General features: G+C 69.9%; 15 protein-coding genes. 11 read left to right on the top strand and 4 right to left on the bottom strand.

Annotated elements, in window-relative coordinates:
- Positions 1 to 30: 30 nt before the first annotated feature.
- The 7 genes from CKO31_RS09120 to CKO31_RS09090 all read left to right on the top strand — a co-directional run bounded on the left by CKO31_RS09120 (position 31) and on the right by CKO31_RS09090 (position 9,265).
- Positions 31 to 4,185: a YhdP family protein gene (locus tag CKO31_RS09120; RefSeq protein ID WP_200236149.1), complete on the top strand. Its 4,155-nt coding sequence runs from the start codon at positions 31 to 33 to the stop codon at positions 4,183 to 4,185.
- 169 nt (positions 4,186 to 4,354) lie between these two features.
- Entirely contained in the window at positions 4,355 to 5,182 is an 828-nt protein-coding gene (locus CKO31_RS09115; protein ID WP_200236147.1) for a carbon-nitrogen hydrolase family protein, read from the top strand.
- Positions 5,183 to 5,382: 200 nt separating this feature from the next.
- Complete coding sequence (gene tldD / locus CKO31_RS09110; RefSeq protein ID WP_200236145.1) at positions 5,383 to 6,825, top strand: metalloprotease TldD; 1,443 nt, start codon at positions 5,383 to 5,385, stop codon at positions 6,823 to 6,825.
- Between the two features lie 116 nt (positions 6,826 to 6,941).
- A complete protein-coding gene (gene pmbA, locus CKO31_RS09105) occupies positions 6,942 to 8,291 on the top strand; it encodes a metalloprotease PmbA (RefSeq protein WP_200236143.1) in 1,350 nt (449 codons plus the stop codon).
- Positions 8,288 to 8,566 carry a hypothetical protein gene (locus CKO31_RS09100; RefSeq protein WP_242475256.1) on the top strand — a complete coding sequence of 93 codons (279 nt, stop codon included), beginning with the start codon at positions 8,288 to 8,290 and terminating at the stop codon, positions 8,564 to 8,566. Before pmbA ends, CKO31_RS09100 begins: the two co-directional genes overlap by 4 nt.
- Positions 8,559 to 8,915, top strand: coding sequence for a hypothetical protein (locus CKO31_RS09095; RefSeq protein ID WP_200236141.1), 357 nt, complete (start codon positions 8,559 to 8,561; stop codon positions 8,913 to 8,915). Before CKO31_RS09100 ends, CKO31_RS09095 begins: the two co-directional genes overlap by 8 nt.
- A gap of 155 nt (positions 8,916 to 9,070) precedes the next feature.
- Entirely contained in the window at positions 9,071 to 9,265 is a 195-nt protein-coding gene (locus CKO31_RS09090) for a RelB antitoxin-like protein (RefSeq protein ID WP_200236139.1), read from the top strand.
- A gap of 127 nt (positions 9,266 to 9,392) precedes the next feature.
- Here the strand turns inward: CKO31_RS09090 and CKO31_RS09085 are convergent, their stop codons facing one another.
- From CKO31_RS09085 to CKO31_RS09070, 4 genes are all read right to left on the bottom strand, one after another.
- Positions 9,393 to 9,920 (bottom strand): RES family NAD+ phosphorylase, encoded by a 528-nt coding sequence (locus CKO31_RS09085; RefSeq protein WP_200236137.1) that lies wholly within the window; start codon positions 9,918 to 9,920, stop codon positions 9,393 to 9,395.
- A complete protein-coding gene (locus CKO31_RS09080; protein WP_200236135.1) occupies positions 9,917 to 10,285 on the bottom strand; it encodes a helix-turn-helix domain-containing protein in 369 nt (122 codons plus the stop codon). The genes CKO31_RS09085 and CKO31_RS09080 overlap by 4 nt, the downstream gene beginning before the upstream one ends.
- A 434-nt stretch (positions 10,286 to 10,719) precedes the next feature.
- Complete coding sequence (locus CKO31_RS27495) at positions 10,720 to 11,637, bottom strand: LysM peptidoglycan-binding domain-containing protein (protein WP_200236133.1); 918 nt, start codon at positions 11,635 to 11,637, stop codon at positions 10,720 to 10,722.
- A gap of 47 nt (positions 11,638 to 11,684) precedes the next feature.
- Entirely contained in the window at positions 11,685 to 13,046 is a 1,362-nt protein-coding gene (locus CKO31_RS09070; protein ID WP_200236131.1) for a TrpB-like pyridoxal phosphate-dependent enzyme, read from the bottom strand.
- Positions 13,047 to 13,245: 199 nt separating this feature from the next.
- On the opposite strand from CKO31_RS09070, the gene CKO31_RS09065 reads away from it, so the two are divergent.
- From CKO31_RS09065 to CKO31_RS09050, 4 genes are all read left to right on the top strand, one after another.
- Positions 13,246 to 14,376, top strand: a complete 1,131-nt coding sequence (locus CKO31_RS09065) for a quinone-dependent dihydroorotate dehydrogenase (protein ID WP_322789119.1) — start codon at positions 13,246 to 13,248, stop codon at positions 14,374 to 14,376.
- Between the two features lie 143 nt (positions 14,377 to 14,519).
- Entirely contained in the window at positions 14,520 to 14,705 is a 186-nt protein-coding gene (locus CKO31_RS09060; protein WP_200236129.1) for a type II toxin-antitoxin system Phd/YefM family antitoxin, read from the top strand.
- A 299-nt stretch (positions 14,706 to 15,004) separates the two neighbouring features.
- The gene (locus CKO31_RS09055) at positions 15,005 to 16,183 is read left to right on the top strand and encodes a cell surface protein (protein WP_200236127.1); all 1,179 of its coding nucleotides are present in this window, start codon (positions 15,005 to 15,007) and stop codon (positions 16,181 to 16,183) included.
- Positions 16,180 to 17,112 (top strand): DUF6384 family protein, encoded by a 933-nt coding sequence (locus CKO31_RS09050; RefSeq protein WP_200236126.1) that lies wholly within the window; start codon positions 16,180 to 16,182, stop codon positions 17,110 to 17,112. Before CKO31_RS09055 ends, CKO31_RS09050 begins: the two co-directional genes overlap by 4 nt.
- Positions 17,113 to 17,120: the final 8 nt, after the last annotated feature.

The raw sequence follows: 17,120 nt of genomic DNA, 5'->3' as shown, positions 1-17,120 counted from the left end.
CCGACACCCGCGCGTGTCGCACCCCCGCCCATGACCCGCCGGCTGCTTCGCACCCTGCTGCGGCGCCTCGCCGGGCTCGCCGCGGCGGCCATCATCGGTTTCGCGGTGCTGACCCTGGTGGTACGCCTGGCCCTGCCGCATGCCGACGGACTGCGCGGCGTCCTCGCCGAGCGCCTGGGCGACGCGCTGGGCGCCGAGCTGACGGTGGAGACCCTGGGGCTGCACCTGCGCGGTCTGCGCCCGGAGCTGAGCCTGGAGGGCGCGACCCTGCACGACCCGGCCAGCGGCGAGCGGCTGTTGGCGCTGCGGGCCCTGTACGTGGACCTGCGCCTGCGCGCGTCCCTGCTGGCGTGGGCACCGCGCATCGACGGCATCACCCTGGTGGGCGCGCATCTGGAGGTGCGCCGCGAGGGCGACGGGCGCATCGGGGTCCGCGGCCTCGACCGGCTCGGCGGCGGCGACGGCGACGCTGCCGCCTTCTTCCTGCACCAGGGACACTTCAGTCTCGTCGACAGCGATATCGCCTGGACCGACGCCGCCGCCGGCGCGCCGACGCTCGACTTCCACGTCGCCCGACTGGACCTGCGCAATCGCGGCGCCGTGCATCGGCTGCGCATGCGCGGAGCGCCGCCCGGCGATCCCGGCGGCACACTGACGCTGCTGGCAGACCTGCGCGGGCCGTCGGGACGCCCCGAGCAGTGGTCCGGGCGGCTCTACACCGACTGGCGCGGCAGCGACCTGGCGCACGTGCTGCGCGGGCGGCTGCCGGCGGGCTTGCAGCTCACCACCGACGGGCTGCATGTCAGCAGCTGGAACGACTTGCGCAACGGCCGGCTCACCCGCGCCACGGCACGCGTCTGGCTGGACGACCTCGTGCTGCAACGGCCGGCGCCGGCGCCTGCGGGCGGTGCCGACGACGGCACAGCCACGACGACGCGGCTCGCGCTGGGCGACGTGGGCGCGCTCGCACGCTGGCGGCGGCAGGGCCACGGCTGGCGCCTGGATGTGCCCAGCGTCAAGCTCTTCAGCAATCTGCGCGGCGCGGAGGAGACCGCGCTGCGCCTGGTTGGCGACCGGGCCGCGGCGGGCGAGCCCACGGCGGTGCACGGCTGGCTCGCGGGCCTGCCGCTGGAACACTTGGCGGCCATCGGGCGCTTCGCCGCTCCTGCGGCCGGCACGGAGACGCTGACGCCGCTGCTGGCGGGGCGCATCGCCGGCCGACTGCACGACCTGCGCTTTCGCTTGGGGCAGTCCCCGTCGGGTGCCCCGAGCGGCAGCGACTGGCTGGTGAACGGGCGCATCAGCGACTTCGGCCTGGGGCCGGCACCAAGCGCCGGCGATGCCGACACGCCGCCCCCGGCGCCCGCGGGGCCCATCCCGGCGGTGGACGGCCTGGAGCTGCGCTTCTCCGCGGCACAGGACCGAGGCGCCGTGGATCTGAGTGCCCGCGACGGCTATCTGGACCTGCGCCCGCACCTCATCGCCCCGCTGACGCTGAGCCGGCTCGCGGGACGCATCGCGTGGCACCGCACGGCCGACGGCGTGCGGATCGGAACCAACGCCCTCGCCGCCGACACGCCGGACGTGGCGACCCTGAGCCGACTCGACCTGCTCATGCCGCCGGATACCGCGCCGCGCATCGATCTGCACACCCACGTCCGCGGCGGCGACGCAGACGCCGTTTCCCGCTACCTGCCGGCGTCGAAGATGGACGATCGCCTGGAGGCGTGGCTGGACCGGGCCATCGTCGCGGGCGAGCTCGTCTCCGGGGATCTGCTGCTGCGCGGGCCGCTGGCGGATTTCCCCTTCGATGCGCACAACGGCAGCTTCCAACTGGTGCTGCGAGTACGCGACGGCGTGCTGGACTACCAACCGCCGCGGCCTGCCCCCCGAGAGCCTGGCATGTCCGCCGCCGGGAGCACGGCACCGCAGGCCGCACCGGGGCGCTCCGAATGGCCGCGCCTGGAGGACATGGACGTGACCCTCTACTTTGACCGCCGCCGCCTCGACATCGAGCTGGCGGGCGCCCGCATCCTGAGCACCCGGGTCACCAGCGGCAGCGCCCGCATGCCGAACCTGTGGCAGCCCGAGCACCTGCGGATCGAGGCCGAAGGCACGGGCCCCTTGACCGATGGCCTGAAAGTGCTCGCCGAGACGCCGCTGGCCGAAAAGCTCGGCGGCATTGCCGAGGCGCTCGCGGCGGAGGGCCGCGGCCGGCTCCGGCTGGAGCTGGACGTGCCCCTGCGACGCGGACTCGAATTCGGTTATGCGGGGCGCCTCGGCCTGCTCGAGGATGCCGCTGTCGCCTTGCGGGCGAGCGAGCTGCGCTTCGCTGACCTCGAGGGTAACCTGCGCTTCGACCGCAGCGGGCTGCATGCCGAGGACATCGCCGCCCGGCTCGGCGCGCAGCCGCTGCGCGTGGACATCGAAACCCATGGACCGGATGCCGGGGAGAACGCCGGGCGCACGGACATCGTCGCCCGCGGCAACACCCCGGCGGCACGCCTCGCAGAGGTCTTGCCGAGCCCCTGGTGGGGGCTGCTGCAGGGCAGCGCAGACTGGCAGTTGCGGGCAAGCATCGACAACGCCGATGCCGCCGCCGGGAAACCGCCCTTGGACCTGGCGCTGCAATCCGACCTGCGCGGCATGGCGCTGGATCTGCCGGCCCCCTTCGGCAAGGCCGCCGACAGCACACGCGCTTTGCGAATCGACACGCGCCTGGTGCCCGAGGAGCCGCCGACGATCACCGCGCGGCTCGGCGACATCGGCGCGCGCCTGGCGCTCGCCGCCGGGCCGGACGGTCCGGCCCTGGAGCGTGCCGCCTTGGACCTGAGCCAGCTCCCCGAGGCACTGCCGGAAACCGCCGGTATCGAGCTGCGGGGCCGACTCGGGGACGTGGCGCTGGGCGATTGGCTGCAATGGGGCGCTGAGCATGCGTCTGTGCTGCAAGCCGCTGAAGGCCGGGCGTCGGGCCCGCGGCTGCTGCCTGCGCGGCTGTCGGCGCAGTCGCTGCGCCTGGGCGTACTGCGCTTCGAGAATGTCCGTGCAGGGCTGACCCCGGCCACCGAAGGCGGCTGGCGCATCGGCCTGGAAGCCGACGGCAACAGTGCCAGCGTCCGCTTACCCGGCGGTGACGACGCCCCGGTGGTCGTGCGCCTCGACACCCTGGACCTCGCCCCGCTGCTCGCGGCGCAACAGGCCGAGCAGGGCCCGGCTGCCGCCGGCCCGGACCCGCGCCGGGTGCCGCCGCTGTCGCTGGAGGTGGAAGCGCTGCGCCGTGGCAAGGATGCTCTCGGACGACTGCGGCTGGAGCTGGCGCGCACGCCCACCGGCGTGGAGGCTACGGACTTGTCGCTGCGGGGGCCGTTGGTGACAGCCTCCGGCAGCGGCCAGTGGACCCGCGACGCCACCGGCTACATCGAGACCGCCGTCGCCGTGGACCTGCGCAGTCCGGACCTGGGCGAATTGCTGCGCCACGCCGGCTACTACAGCGCCCTCGCCGACGCGCCCGCGCGCGCGGAGCTTGCACTGAGCTGGCCGGGCGGGCCCGGCGGCTTCCGCCTACCACAGGCCCGCGGCAGCCTGCGGCTCGACGTCGACGGTGGCCGGCTGCTGGACATGGAGCCCGGCGTCGGACGCATGCTGGGGGTGCTCAACCTGAGTGCCCTGGAGCGGCGCCTGAGCCTGGACTTCAGCGACGTACTGGATGCCGGCTTCAGCTTCGACCGGATCCAGGGCGACTTGGTCATCGGCAGCGGCACGGCCCGCATAGGCCAGCTCGACATCCTATCCGCCACCGCCGACATCCGCGTGCGCGGCAGTATGGATCTGGTCGCACAGACCTTTGACCAACGCGTGCGGGTCACACCGGAGATCGGCTCAGGTGTGGCCATCGCCGGCGCCGTCGCCGGCGGGCCGCTGGTGGGCGCGGCGGTGCTGCTCGCCGACAGCGTCTCCGGCAATGCCGTCAGCCAGCTCGCGAGCTATGAATACCAAGTCACCGGCCCCTGGAGCGAGCCCGAGGTTCGGCGCATCGCCGGCGATGATGGCGTGCGCTCCGTGCCCGATCTGCTGCTGCCTGAAACGGCGACCAGTAACGGCCGCGATAGCGGCATGGGGGCAGGCAGCGAACAAGAAGGGGGTGCGCGCGAGCGGCCGGTGAGCCCGTTTCTGGATCAGAACTGAGCCGGCGCGGGGCCCCGGCCGGAGCGGCGGCCTTGGGTCGCAAGGGTTGCGGCATCGGCACGGGTGATGACGGCGGCGCGGTGCTATCTTTTGCCTCTCGACCCAATCGTCACACGGGCGTCACAGTGGGCGTCGTCGCCCGAGCAGACGCCGTGCGGAGTCCAGCCCGATGAGCACAAAGCCCCGTGTCGCGGCCGTGCAGATGGCCACCGGCCCCAATGTCAACGCCAACCTGCTGGAAGCGGAGCGCCTGATCCGCGATGCAGCAGAGGCCGGCGCCGGGCTCGTCGTACTCCCGGAGAACTTCGCCTTCATGGGGCGGCGCGACAAGGACACCCTGTCTATCCTGGAGGAGGACGGCGAGGGCCCCTTGCAACGCTTCTTGGCGGAGACCGCCGTGCGCTTCGGCGTCTGGCTGGTTGGGGGCACCATCCCACTGCGCTCACAGACACCGGAGCGCCTGCGCGCGGCGGCCCTGGTCTACAACGACCAGGGTGTGCGCGTAGCCCGCTACGACAAAATACACTTGTTCGACGTGAGCCTGCCGGAGGCCGACGAGCGCTACGAGGAATCCGCCACCATCGAGGCGGGCAGCGACCCCGTGGTGGTGGACTCGCCCTTCGGCCGCCTCGGCATCCTCGTCTGCTACGATCTGCGCTTTCCAGAGCTGGTGCGCCACATGGTGGACAGCGGTGTCGAGCTCCTGGCGGTGCCGGCCGCCTTCACCGCCCTCACCGGCAAGGCGCATTGGGAGCCTTTGATACGGGCGCGGGCCATCGAGAACCTGGCCTATGTCATCGCCTCGGCCCAGGGCGGCTACCACCTGAGCGGTCGCGAGACCCACGGCCACAGCATGATCGTCGACCCCTGGGGCGCCGTCCTCGCCCAGGTGCCCCGCGGCACCGGTTGCATCTGCACCCCCATCGACCGCGGCTTTCAGGACTCCGTGCGCCGGACCTTTCCGGCGCTGGAGCATCGGCGGTTGAGATGTAAGTGAGGAAGTGCGTAGTGCGGGAAGTGCGCTGTGCGGGGTAGCGCTTGGACGCGCCCCCGTTGCTCTGCACCTCCATCATCCCAATTTAATCCGATCTCGCGAGGCGCAGCCAATCAGCTGGCTGTGCAGTGGTATCGGTCGCGCGCCAGGCGACTCGTCCCGCACTTCGCACCACGTACTTCGCACTTCGCACTCGCTCAAACATGTCAGACACCCTCGCCATCGCCCGCAGCCAGATCCTCGCTCCGGTCGGCCTCGACGACGGCCACCTGGAGCGTCTGGTGGGCGCCCTGCACAGCCCTGCCATCGACGCCGCCGACATCTACTTCCAGTCCAGCCGCCTGCAGTCCTGGGTGCTGGAGGACGGCATCATCCGCGACGGCAACTTCAACATCGAGCAGGGCGCGGGCCTGCGGGCCATCGCCGGCGAGAAGACCGGCTTCGCCTACTCCGACGAGCTGCAATTCCCGGCCCTCGCCCAGGCCGCCGAGGCCGCCCGCGCCATCGCCGGCGGCGGCAGCGAGGGCAGCATTCGCGCCGGCTCCATGCCCGCCGTCACCCAGCTCTACCAGCCGCTGAACCCCATCGAGAGCCTGGACGACGCCGACAAGGTAGCCCTGCTGCACCGGGTGGACGCCGAGGCGCGCCGCGCCGACCCGCGGGTGACGCAGGTGGTCGCGAGCCTGGTGGCGGTGCAGGATACGATGCTGGTGATCGGCGACGATGGGCGCATGAGCGCCGACGTGCGCCCGCTGATCCGCCTCAGCGTCAGCGTCGTGGTCGAAGAGGACGGCCGCCGCGAGCAGGCCAGCAGCGGCGGCGGCGCCCGCCGGGATCTGAGCTACTTCCTGCAGGAAGACCGCGCCCTCGGCTTCGCGCGGGAGGCCGTGCGCCAGGCCTCGGTCAGCCTGGAGGCGGGCCCCGCACCCGCCGGCACCATGACCGTAGTGCTCGGCGCCGGCTGGCCCGGCGTGCTGCTGCACGAAGCCATCGGCCACGGCCTGGAAGGCGACTTCAACCGCAAAGGCACCTCGGCCTTCGCCGGGCGCATGGGCGAGCGCGTAGCGGCGCCGGGCGTCACCGTCGTCGATGACGGCACCCTGGCGGAGCGCCGCGGCTCACTCAGCGTCGACGACGAGGGCACGCCCACCGGCTGCACCACCCTCATCGAGGACGGCATCCTCGCCGGCTACATGCAGGACCGCCTGAACGCCCGGCTCATGGGCATGGCGGCCACCGGCAACGGCCGGCGCGAGTCCTATGCGCATCTGCCCATGCCGCGCATGACCAACACCTATATGCTGCCCGGCGACAAGGACCCGCAGGAGATCATCGCCTCCGTGGACAGGGGCCTCTACGCCGTCAACTTCGGCGGCGGTCAGGTGGACATCACCTCGGGCAAGTTCACCTTCTCCGCCAGCGAGGCCTACATGATCGAGAACGGCAAGGTGGGCCGGCCGGTCAAGGGCGCCACCCTGGTGGGCAACGGCCCGGACGTGCTGACCCGCGTCAGCATGATCGGCAACGACCTCAAGCTCGACGACGGCATCGGCACCTGCGGCAAAGACGGCCAGAGCGTGCCCGTGGGCGTCGGCCAGCCGACGCTGCGGGTGGACGGCCTCACCGTCGGCGGCACCGCCGGCTGAGCGGCGCGCGCCAAGGCACTTCCCTCGGGGGCCATGCAGGCGCCAGCACCTGTCTCAACGCCTGCAATGCTGACCCCACGCATCGACACCTGACACGGAACGCGGACCCAAGACCCATGCCCAACCTGGCCACGGCCGACACCGCCGAGCGGCTCGCCGCTCTCGAACAGACCATCGAAGACTTGCTGAGCGAAGCCAAGCGCCAGGGTGCGTCGGCCGCCGAGGCGGTGGTCAGCAACACCACCGGACTCGACATCGCCGTGCGCCTCGGCGAGGTGGAGACCGTCGAGCACACCCGCGACAACGGCCTCGGCATCAGCGTCTACTTCGGCCGCCGCAAGGGCTCGGCGAGCACCTCGGACCTGAGCCCGGACGCCGTGCGCGACGCGGTACGCCAGGCGTGCAGCATCGCCACCCACACCCAGGAAGACCGCTGCGCCGGCCTCGCCCCCGCCGAGCTGATGGCCACCGACGTCCCGGACCTCGACCTGAGCCACCCCTGGGACATCCCCGTGGACGACGCAGTGCGGCTGGCCATCGCCTGCGAGGACGCCGCCCGCGGCGCCGACCCGCGCATCGTCAACTCCGAGGGCGCCAGCTTCGGCACCACCGCCGGACTCGCCGTCTACGGCAACAGCCACGGCTTTGTCGGCGGCTACCCCAGCACCCGGCACGAGCTGAGCTGCGCGGTGGTGGCCAAGGAGGGAGAATCCATGCAGCGCGATTATTGGTGGACCACCGCGCGCGCACCGCAGGACCTGGAATCCGCCGAGACCGTCGGCCGCCGCGCCGCCGAGCGCACCGTCGGGCGGCTCAACGCTCAACGCCTCGGTACCTGTGAGGTGCCGGTGCTGTTCCGGGCCGATGTGGCCATGGGCCTGCTGCGGAGCTTCGCCGGAGCCATCAGCGGCGGCAATCTCTACCGCCAGACGAGCTTCCTGCTGAACAAGCTCGGCGAGCCGATCTTCCCGGACTTCGTGCGCATCTACGAAGACCCGCACCGGCTGCGCGGACTCGCCAGCGCACCCTTCGACGGCGACGGCGTGGCGACGGCGCCCAAGGACCTGGTGACCGACGGCGTGCTGAAGAGCTGGCTGCTGGACCACTATTCCGCCTGTCGCATGGGCCTCACCACCACCGGCAACGCCGGCGGCGCGCGCAATCTCAGCATCGGGCTCGGCAGCGACGACCGCGACGCCATGATCCGCCGCCTGGACCGCGGCCTGCTGGTGACCTCGCTGATGGGCCAGGGCGTGAAGATGATCACCGGCGACTACTCCCGCGGCGCCGCCGGCTTCTGGGTGGAGAACGGCGAGATCCAATATCCAGTGGAAGAGATCACCATCGCCGGCAACCTCGCCGATATGTTCAAAGGGCTCGTCGCCGTCGGCAACGACTACGACTTCGCCGCCAGCATCACCACCGGCTCCTGGCTCATCGAGCGCATGACCGTGGCGGGGGAATGACCATGCTCTCCGGCAGTGAAGCCCTTGAGCGCACCGTCGTCTTCATCGAGCAGGCGCCGGAGTCCGCGAATGCCCTTACGCTCTATGCGCTCGCGAACACCCTGGAGTACGAGCGCGCCGGCTGCCTGTTCAAGCTGGTCAAGCTGCGGGACCTGGATGCCGAGGCGCGCGCACTGGCCTATGGCCTCATGGAGCTGGTGGCCGAAGAGCACGTCGGCGACGACGCCTGGAAGGCCGCCAAGGCGCGCATGGACCGGGCGATCCGCGGTGTCTGATCGCCACGGCGTACAGCTGCGGGGCCGGCGCAAGACGGTCCTCGCCGCCGCTATGTTCTTGGCCGCCCTGGCGGCCGGCTGCACCGGGCTGGAGCGCAACCCCTCCGGTGCCATCACGGTCACCGTCAAGCCCGGCGACACCGGCCAATGCGCCATCGCCCCCTGCCGCATCCTGCTCGAAATGCCCCCCGGCGATGGCGAGTACCGCGTCACTGGGAACCAGATCACCCTCGGCACCTACCCCGCCGGCAGGACGATCAACCTCGGCAACTTCTACGAGCCCCAAGCCATCGAGATCGTCGGCGCCGACGTGCCGCGGGCTTTCGTCTACCTGCCGATCACGCCCTAGCCCCAACTCGGCCGTCTTGCCTGTGAGCAACGCGGCCGCCATCGCGTGACACCGGTCACATGCCGGCGGGTCCCACCGGCATCATGAGCCGGTTGCGCTCTAGCCGCCCTTGCCATGCCGAAGCCCGCGTATCTGCGCGACACGAAAGCAAGCGCGTGTACATTCCTCGACAGTACATCATCGACGAGAACAACCGCCGCATCGGCGTGCAGCTGGACATCGACACCTTCGAGCGCATCGAGGAAGTGCTGGAAAACCATGGTCTGATGTTGCTGATGCAGGTCGCGGCCGACGATGAATCCGTGGAGTTGGAGGAGGCGAAGGCCCTGTACCGCGCGCACCAGGACTAGCCCGTGCGGGTCCGGTACAAGAAGCGCTTCCTGAAGGAAGCGCCCCAGCAAACGCTGAACCTCGCGCTGTTGTGCCTGCAGGTCCTCATCGCTCATCGCGAGCTGGAAATCGGGAAACTGCGGGAGATCATCGCGCCCAACTGGACATGTTGCGAGGGAGTCGCCCGTCCGGGTCGTTGACGGTGATTGAGTTACCACCCTTGAGTCGCTCCGAGTAAACGACCACGTTCGTTCCACCCTCATGCGTCTGGCTCGGAAAGAGGATGCCGGGGTATCCGTGCGCCAGCACCAGATCGGCGAGAACCCAGGTTGGCGGCTCGACACGTCGCTCGAACTTCAGGTGGCGCCAGTCCTCGCGCCAGTCGTGCCATAGATCGTCCCAGGGCTCGCCGTCGTGGAGCTGGCGCAGGTCGACCAGGTCAAACAGGGCCACGGTGTACGAGCACATGGTGCAGGGTGGTAGGAAGGGTGAGGTCTGCTGGTACTCGCGCAAGGCGGTCACCTCATCCAGCGACAGGTACAGGGCCTCCACGCCCTCTCGGTTGAATCGTCCCCCTCGGATTGCGGCGCCTGCACCGCTGGTGGGCCGACTGGCCCACTGCGGGGTATGCGCCCGGAACAACGTGGTGCCGGGAGGCAGGTCGCACAGGATCATCCCACGAACCCGGCGCTGATCGACTCCAGGTAGCCGATCGCATCCTCGGTTCGCCCTTCTTGAATCAGTTGCAACAGGGTCTTGTGGCGAAACGAGGGAATAGGCTCGTTCTTGATTAGAAAGATGGCGCGTTGCGGGTCTGGCTGCACCGCCGTGGCGGCCGACAACACGCGCATCAGGTCACGCAGTGCGGTTTGCAGTCTTGGCGATTCCGGATGGGTGCGCAGGGTGTTGCGATGGACCCCCGCCAGTTCGGCCAGATCCTGTTGTTGCAGGCCGAGGATGTCGGCAACGCCCGATGCCGAAAACCGCGACGTGCCCGGCTCCCGCGTCGATTCGAGCACGTCTGCGAAGATAGCGGCCATGAGGTTTCTCCTAGGGTGTACGTCAAGAAACGCACATTCTACGCACAGTATAGGCATAGCTCCAGTTGCCGCCGGTCCCTGTATGTAGCCATTCCGAGCCCCAGCGGCCTCTTCGCGTGTCAGCTGCATGCCCGACTGCGGTCACGTAATCTTTCCCGCTGACTAACCGCTCCGGGTCGGGAGCTGTCGCACAGAGCGTCCTAGCGGTCGGCCCTTCCTCGGCGCATAGCGGACACTCACGCACGTAAGTTGGTTGAAGACAGCGCGGAGGTTGGCCCCCGCGCAGCCAGCAGGGAGTGACCAACACACGCAGCTTATCCCTGTAGCACGGCGTGCAGACTTGTCGATTCGCCGACGGCCCGCCTTCGGCGCCCTGGGATTGCGCGGGTGGCGGTACTCGGCGAGCAGCCACCCCCTCGGGCCGTGGAGCTCGATCAGGGCACGACCAGCGTCAGACCGGGCAGCAATTGGTCGGGCTCTTGCAGGACGTGGCGGTTGGCCTCGAACAGCTCGGTCCAGCGCTCGCCGGTGCCGTAGAACAGCCGGCTCACCTGACGCAGGCTGTCGCCGGGGCGCACGCGGTAGACGGTGCGGGCGTTGTCGGCGCGGGCGAGTAGGAACTGGCTGTGGTGCAGCGCGTTCTCGGCGCTGCGCACCTCGCCCCAGAGCCGAGGGTTGTCGATGCCGCGGGCGTCCGTCACCAGGTCCGTCAGATGGCGGGCATCGGCTTCGGCGCGCTGTTTGGCCTCGTCGGCGGTGAGGCTGCCGCCCTCCGGGGCCGGCAGGCGGGCACGCAGGGTCTCCAGGCGCTGGCTCAGCGTCTCCCGCGCGGCTGCGGCCTGCTCCAGTGCCGCAACACGGGTATCGCGCTCGGCGAGCCGATCTTCGAGCTCGCGGATGCGCGCCTCGGCCTCCATGAGCCGCTGCTTGTGCTCGCGCGCACGCAGCTCCGCGGCACTGAGCTGGGCGGTATGCTCCATGGCCGTGGACTGGCGGCGCTCGTCCTTCTGCGCCAGGGTCGATTCCAGCTCCGCCACCCGCGCCTCGGCCTCGGCCTGCGCCTGCCGAGCCTGCTTAAGGGCCGACTCCAGCGCGGCGATGCGCTCGCTGAGCGCCGCCGCATCCGCCGCCGAGGCCGTGTCCGCGGCGGGCGCGGCCTGAGCGGGGGCTGGGGCAGCCGTGGGCTCGGACCCGACATCCGCCTCGGCGGCAGCAGGGTCCGCCGTCGCCAAGACGACCGCGAGCCCGCATGCGGCCGCGAGGTTGGCGGGTATCGAGGCGGGGGATGCGGCAGCGGTGGTGCGCACCCGCCGCCGGCCGCTCGGCGTCGGGTGGGCGTCAGTGCGAGTCACGCGTAGGTCCTCTCATCAGTGGAGCCCGGGGGCCGGGGCCGCCGTCATCAGCAGCCGGACGGCAGCCCCGCCAGCGCCATGGCCACCTCGGCGTCGTCGTAGACCAGGTCCTCGAGCTTGCCGGCGTTGTAGTCGATATAGGCCTGCATGTCGAAGTGGCCGTGGCCGCAGAGGTTGAACAGGATGGCCTTGGACTCGCCGGATTCGCGGCACTTCCCGGCCTCGTGGATGGTGGCCTTCACGGCGTGATTGGCCTCCGGCGCCGGCAGGATGCCCTCGGCCTTGGCGAACTGAATGCCGGCGGCGAAGCACTCCAGCTGGTTGTAGCTGCGCGGCGCGAGGTGGCCCTGCTTGGCGAGGTGGCTGATCTGGGGCGCCATGCCGTGATAGCGCAGCCCGCCGGCGTGGAAGCCCGGCGGCACGAAGCCGGAGCCCAGGGTATACATCTTCACCAGCGGGGTCAGGTGGGCGGTATCGCCGTAGTCGTAGGCGAAGGCGCCCTTGGTCAGCGTCGGACAGGCCGACGGCTCCACGGCGATGAACTCCGTGTCCAGGCCGCGCTGCCATTTCTCGCGCAGAAAAGGAAAGGCGAGGCCCGCGAAGTTGCTGCCGCCGCCGGTGCAGCCGATGACCAGGTCCGGGTAGTCGTCGGCCATGGCCAGCTGCTCCAGGGACTCCAGGCCGGTGACGGTCTGGTGCAGCAGCACGTGATTGAGCACCGAGCCCAGCGCATAGCGGGTATCGTCGCGCTGCACGGCCATCTCCACCGCCTCGCTGATGGCTATCCCTAAGCTGCCGGTGCTGTCCGGGTGCCCGGCGAGGATGGCGCGGCCGGATTCGGTCTGATCGCTCGGGCTCGCGATGCACTGGGCGCCGAGGGTCTCCATGTAGGCACGCCGGTAGGGCTTGCCGTCGAAGCTGACGCGCACCATAAACACCACGATCTCCAAGCCGAAGAAGGTGCCGGCCAGCGCCAGGGACGAGCCCCATTGACCCGCGCCCGTCTCGGTGGTGATGCGCTTGACGCCTTCGGCCTTGTTGTAGAAGGCCTGGGCGATGGCGGTGTTCGGCTTGTGGCTGCCGGCGGGGCTCACGCCCTCGTACTTGTAGTAGATGCGCGCCGGGGTCTGCAGTGCCTGCTCCAGGCGGCGCGCACGGAACATGGGCGCCGGGCGCCACTGGCGATAGACGTCGCGCACGGGTTGCGGGATCTCCACCTCGCGCTCCGTGGACATTTCCTGCTCGATGACGGCCCGCGGGAAAATGGGCGCGAGATCGTCCGGCGTCACCGGCTCCTTGGTGCCCGGGTGCAGCACCGGCGCCATCGGCTCGGGCAGGTCCGCGTTGATGTTGTACCAGTGGGTGGGCAGATGCTCTTCGTCGAGCAGGAACTTGACGCTATCGCTCATTGGGTGTCGTGACCTCCGGGGTGGCCGGCATTCCGCCGTTCTGCGCAGGCGACGGCGCCGAAGGGGCGCCTAGAAATTTGGCTAGTCTGCCACGTCCGTCGGTCCATGACACCGACCTGGGGCAAAGCTTTCCCGTGCGCTTCCACAGCCCTTGCCCCGTGGCCTGCGGCGCCGAGCGGTGGACCTGCGCCGCCACCCTGTGCGAGAGTCCTCGCTCATCCAACCACCAGCCTGGGCACGTGCTCTGAACCCAACTTCGGCCCCGTCGCCTGCTGTCGGCCTCTGGCGCCTGCTGCGCCCGCTGCTGTTTCGCCTGGAAGCCGAGCGCGCCCATCAGCTCGGACTGCTGCTCGCGCGCCTGACACCGCCGGCCCTGGTCGCGCGCCTTGGCACCAAGGGTGAGGGGCCGGACATCGCCCGAGCCCCGGCGCTGACCAGCCGCGTCATGGGGCTGGAGCTCCCGAATCCCCTCGGCGTCGCCGCCGGGGTCGACAAGGACGCCGAGGCCGTGGCGTTCTGGCAGGCGCTGGGCTTCGGCTTCGTCGAGGTGGGTACGGTGACCGCACTGCGCCAGCCCGGCAATCCGCGGCCGCGGGTGTTCCGCTTGCCGCGGGACGGTGCGCTCATCAATCGCATGGGCTTCCCCAACGACGGCGCCGACGTGGTAGCCACGCGCATCGAGCGCCTGCGCCAACAGGACGTCCTGCGGGTGCCGCTCGGCATCAACATCGGCAAATCCAAGGCCACGCCGGCCGAGGACGCCGCCGCCGACTACAGGCGCAGCTTCGAGCGCCTCGGCGAGCTCGCGGACTTCGTCGTGGTCAATGTCTCGAGCCCCAATACCCCCGGACTGCGCGACTTGCAAACGGTGGAGCAGCTGCGGGCTATCGTCGAGGCGGTGCAGACACCGAACCAGGCCCTCACGCGGCCGCGACCCCTGCTGGTGAAGCTGGCGCCGGACCTGGCGGATGCCGATGCACTCGCCTGCGCCGAGGCGGCGGTAGAGGGGGGCTGTGCGGGACTGGTGATCAGCAACACCACCGTGGATTTCACCGCCGCGACCACGGCCACCGAGGGCATGAGCGGCGGACTCTCCGGTGCGCCTTTGTTTGCGCGCAGCACGGCCCTGTTGCGGCGGCTACGGGAGTCTCTCGGCAGCGGGCCTGTGCTGATCGGCGTCGGCGGCATCATGGACGCCGCCAGCGCCAATGCCAAGCTCGCGGCCGGTGCCGACCTGATCCAAATGTACACCGGCCTGGTCTATGGTGGGCCGGGCCTGCCGCGGGCGTTGCTGCGCGCACTGGCGGCGGCGCGGCAGACGCAGGCGTGACCAACCGAGCCAGCGCATGCGGCGGTGCCTTCCATTGACGCCTGTGGGCCCTACAGAGCCGTTGGAGCGCCGCAACCGGCGCGCGTGCGGGACTGCGTAAAGCAGCCCGCAACCCAAAACGCGGACGACAACGAGAAGCCGACATGCAGACCGTAACCACCGACTATGCCGCAGAGCATCTCGAGGAGCTCATCGAGCGCGTGCGCCATGGGGAAGCCATCGCGCTGAGCAAGGACGGGCGCCCCGTTGCCCGATTGGTGCACATTGAGGATGACTCGGACCAGGAAGTCCCGGCTGCCGAGGTCGAAGAAGCCTTTTACGGCGATTGAGCCGCGGCGCCGGAGCTACGCCTTGATTGGCCGCGCGTGACCAAGTAGCAGACGCAGCCGGACAACAGAGTCTAACGGCTGCGTTATTGCCGGCGGCTGTAGCCAGTGACGACGGCGGGGCGCCCTGCGGTCAGGAAAACGCCGATAAATCGGCGTTTCCCTATATCCATTTCGGGCGTCCCGGGTGCCGATCGTCATCCAATGGCGGTATAAGACACGCAAGCCGCGACCGCCGACACAGGCAGCCAGCCAATCCCACGTGCCCCGCCGGGCGCAGCCACTTTGAAGAGGACCCCGACATGTCCGACACCGCGAGCCCGATGCAGTACCTGGACAAGGCCATGAACACGCTGCACGACATGGGCCTCGCGCCCACGGAGCAGTCCACCGCCGATGATCCGATGATCGTCCTGCTGGAGCGCATCTCGGGCTTCGACGAGGCCCGCGTGACCGCCATCGCCCGCACCTTGGCGCAGGCGTCCACCTTCAACGAGGTGGTGCGCGAGCAGGTGCAGGCCATGCAGATCGGCAGCCGCTACGAGGAAATCACTGCGGCCTTCAACAGCATCCGCGACGATGCCAAGAAGATGGTCGACCAGCTGGAGGACGGCAAGCTCGACACCTTCGAGCGCATGTCCAACGTCTGGATGAAGGTCACGCGCGGCGACATCGCCGCGCGCTTCGACAAGATCAAAGCGACCTATCTGGATGTCACCTCTGCGACCAACGACCAGGTGCAGCGCGAGCAGCGCATCCTCGACGCCTATCAGGACTTCCGCGGCGCCATGAAGCAGTCCGAGGTGCTGGCGCTGGAAGTGCTGAAGAAGGCCGAGGGTCAGCTGGAGGCCGCCAAGGCCGAGGTGGACAGGGCCATGCAAGCAGTGGAGGGCTTCAGCGGTGACGACGCCGCCGAGCGCGCCCGCCTGGAGATGGCCCGGGACGAGCGGGTGCGCGCACTCCAGGACGTGGAGAAGCGCTATCAGATAGCCAAAGACCTCTCGGACAACATCACCGTTTCCTACAACACCTCCGAGGTGGTCATGGCGCGCCTGCACCAGACCACCAACGCGAAAGAACGCCTGTATCAGCAGGCGGTGAGCTTCTTCAGCACCAACGAGACGGTGCTGACGGCGCTGACGGCGTCGTTCACCGGCATGTTCGGCCTCGGCGAGGCCACCGCCACCGTGAATGCCATGAAGGACGGCGTCAATCAGTCCCTGGAGGTGCTCGCGGACATCGGCGGCAAGGTACAGGAGGCCGCTGTCAAGGCCGGCTATGGGCCGACCATCAGGGCCGAGTCCCTCAAGAAGCTCGTGGACTCGGTGGTCAGCTACCAGACCCACTCCCGCGACATCATCGAGGAGATGCGCAAGGAGTCCACGCGCAATGCCGATGAGATTCGCGACGCCGTCGAGGACGGCAAGCGGCGCATGGCCCGCCTGGCCGAGCAGGGCAAGGGGCTGGCCGCCGGGGCATGAGCACCGCCGAGACCGCCAGCACTCACGCCACGGCCGAGGGGACAGCCGGCAAGCCGCCCCTCGACGACGTCATGCTCGCCATGGACGTGGTCGACACCCTGCGGCGCAAAGAGCGCCTGGTGCAGCGCGAGCTCGACAGTGGCGAGCGCGAGCGCGCACTGAAGGAGCGGCTGCGCCGGATCTACTCCGCCCAGGGCATTGAGGTCAGCGACGCCGTGCTGGACGAGGGCGTACGCGCCCTGGAGCAGGATCGCTTCGTCTACAAGCCGCCGCCCAAGTCTTTTGCCACGACGCTGGCGCGGATCTACGTCAGCCGCGGCGCCTGGGGCAAATGGGTGCTTGGCGGGCTCGCCGCACTGGCGGTGGTGGTGGTGGCCTGGCAACTGCTGGTGGTCGCACCGCGCGCGGCCCTGCCCGAGCGGCTCACGGCCATGCATGCGCAGGTGACGGCCCTCGCCGAGGAGCCCACGGCAGACGCCCGTGCGGATCGTTTGCTGGCCGCCGGCGAGAAGGCGCTGCGCGACGGCGACACCGGCGCCGCCGAGACCGCGCTCGAAGACATGGAATCCCTGCGCCGGCAGCTGGAGGCCGATTACAGCATCCGCATCCTTGCCCGTCCGGGCGAGCGCAGCGGCATCTGGCGCGTGCCGGAGGCCAATCCCGACGCCCGCAACTACTATCTCATTGTCGAGGCCATCGGCCCGCGCGGGCAAACGCTCACCGTGCCCATCACCAACGAGGAGACGGGCCGCACCGAGCTGGTTGAGGCCTGGGGCCTGCGCGTGGACAAGGCCACCTTCGACTCGGTGGCCGCCGACAAGCGCGACGACGGCATCATCCAGGCCGATCTGGTGGGCCGCAAGCCCGCGGGCCGCCTGACGCCGGATTACCGACTGCCCATCACGGGCGCGGCCATCACCGACTGGTAGGAGGAACA

The organism is Thiohalocapsa halophila (genome assembly GCF_016583825.1).
Lineage (GTDB): Bacteria > Pseudomonadota > Gammaproteobacteria > Chromatiales > Chromatiaceae > Thiohalocapsa > Thiohalocapsa halophila.
This window is presented reverse-complemented; position numbering and strand designations above follow the sequence as displayed.

Bases quoted from the DNA above. Each gene is read 5' to 3' on its own strand.
- CKO31_RS09120 (WP_200236149.1), top strand. From the start codon at position 31: ATGACCCGCCGGCTGCTTCGCACCCTGCTGCGGCGCCTCGCCGGGCTC.
- CKO31_RS09115 (WP_200236147.1), top strand. From the start codon at position 4,355: ATGAGCACAAAGCCCCGTGTCGCGGCCGTGCAGATGGCCACCGGCCCC.
- tldD (WP_200236145.1), top strand. From the start codon at position 5,383: ATGTCAGACACCCTCGCCATCGCCCGCAGCCAGATCCTCGCTCCGGTC.
- pmbA (WP_200236143.1), top strand. From the start codon at position 6,942: ATGCCCAACCTGGCCACGGCCGACACCGCCGAGCGGCTCGCCGCTCTC.
- CKO31_RS09100 (WP_242475256.1), top strand. From the start codon at position 8,288: ATGACCATGCTCTCCGGCAGTGAAGCCCTTGAGCGCACCGTCGTCTTC.
- CKO31_RS09085 (WP_200236137.1), bottom strand. From the start codon at position 9,920: ATGATCCTGTGCGACCTGCCTCCCGGCACCACGTTGTTCCGGGCGCAT.
- CKO31_RS09080 (WP_200236135.1), bottom strand. From the start codon at position 10,285: ATGGCCGCTATCTTCGCAGACGTGCTCGAATCGACGCGGGAGCCGGGC.
- CKO31_RS09070 (WP_200236131.1), bottom strand. From the start codon at position 13,046: ATGAGCGATAGCGTCAAGTTCCTGCTCGACGAAGAGCATCTGCCCACC.
- CKO31_RS09060 (WP_200236129.1), top strand. From the start codon at position 14,520: ATGCAGACCGTAACCACCGACTATGCCGCAGAGCATCTCGAGGAGCTC.
- CKO31_RS09055 (WP_200236127.1), top strand. From the start codon at position 15,005: ATGTCCGACACCGCGAGCCCGATGCAGTACCTGGACAAGGCCATGAAC.
- CKO31_RS09050 (WP_200236126.1), top strand. From the start codon at position 16,180: ATGAGCACCGCCGAGACCGCCAGCACTCACGCCACGGCCGAGGGGACA.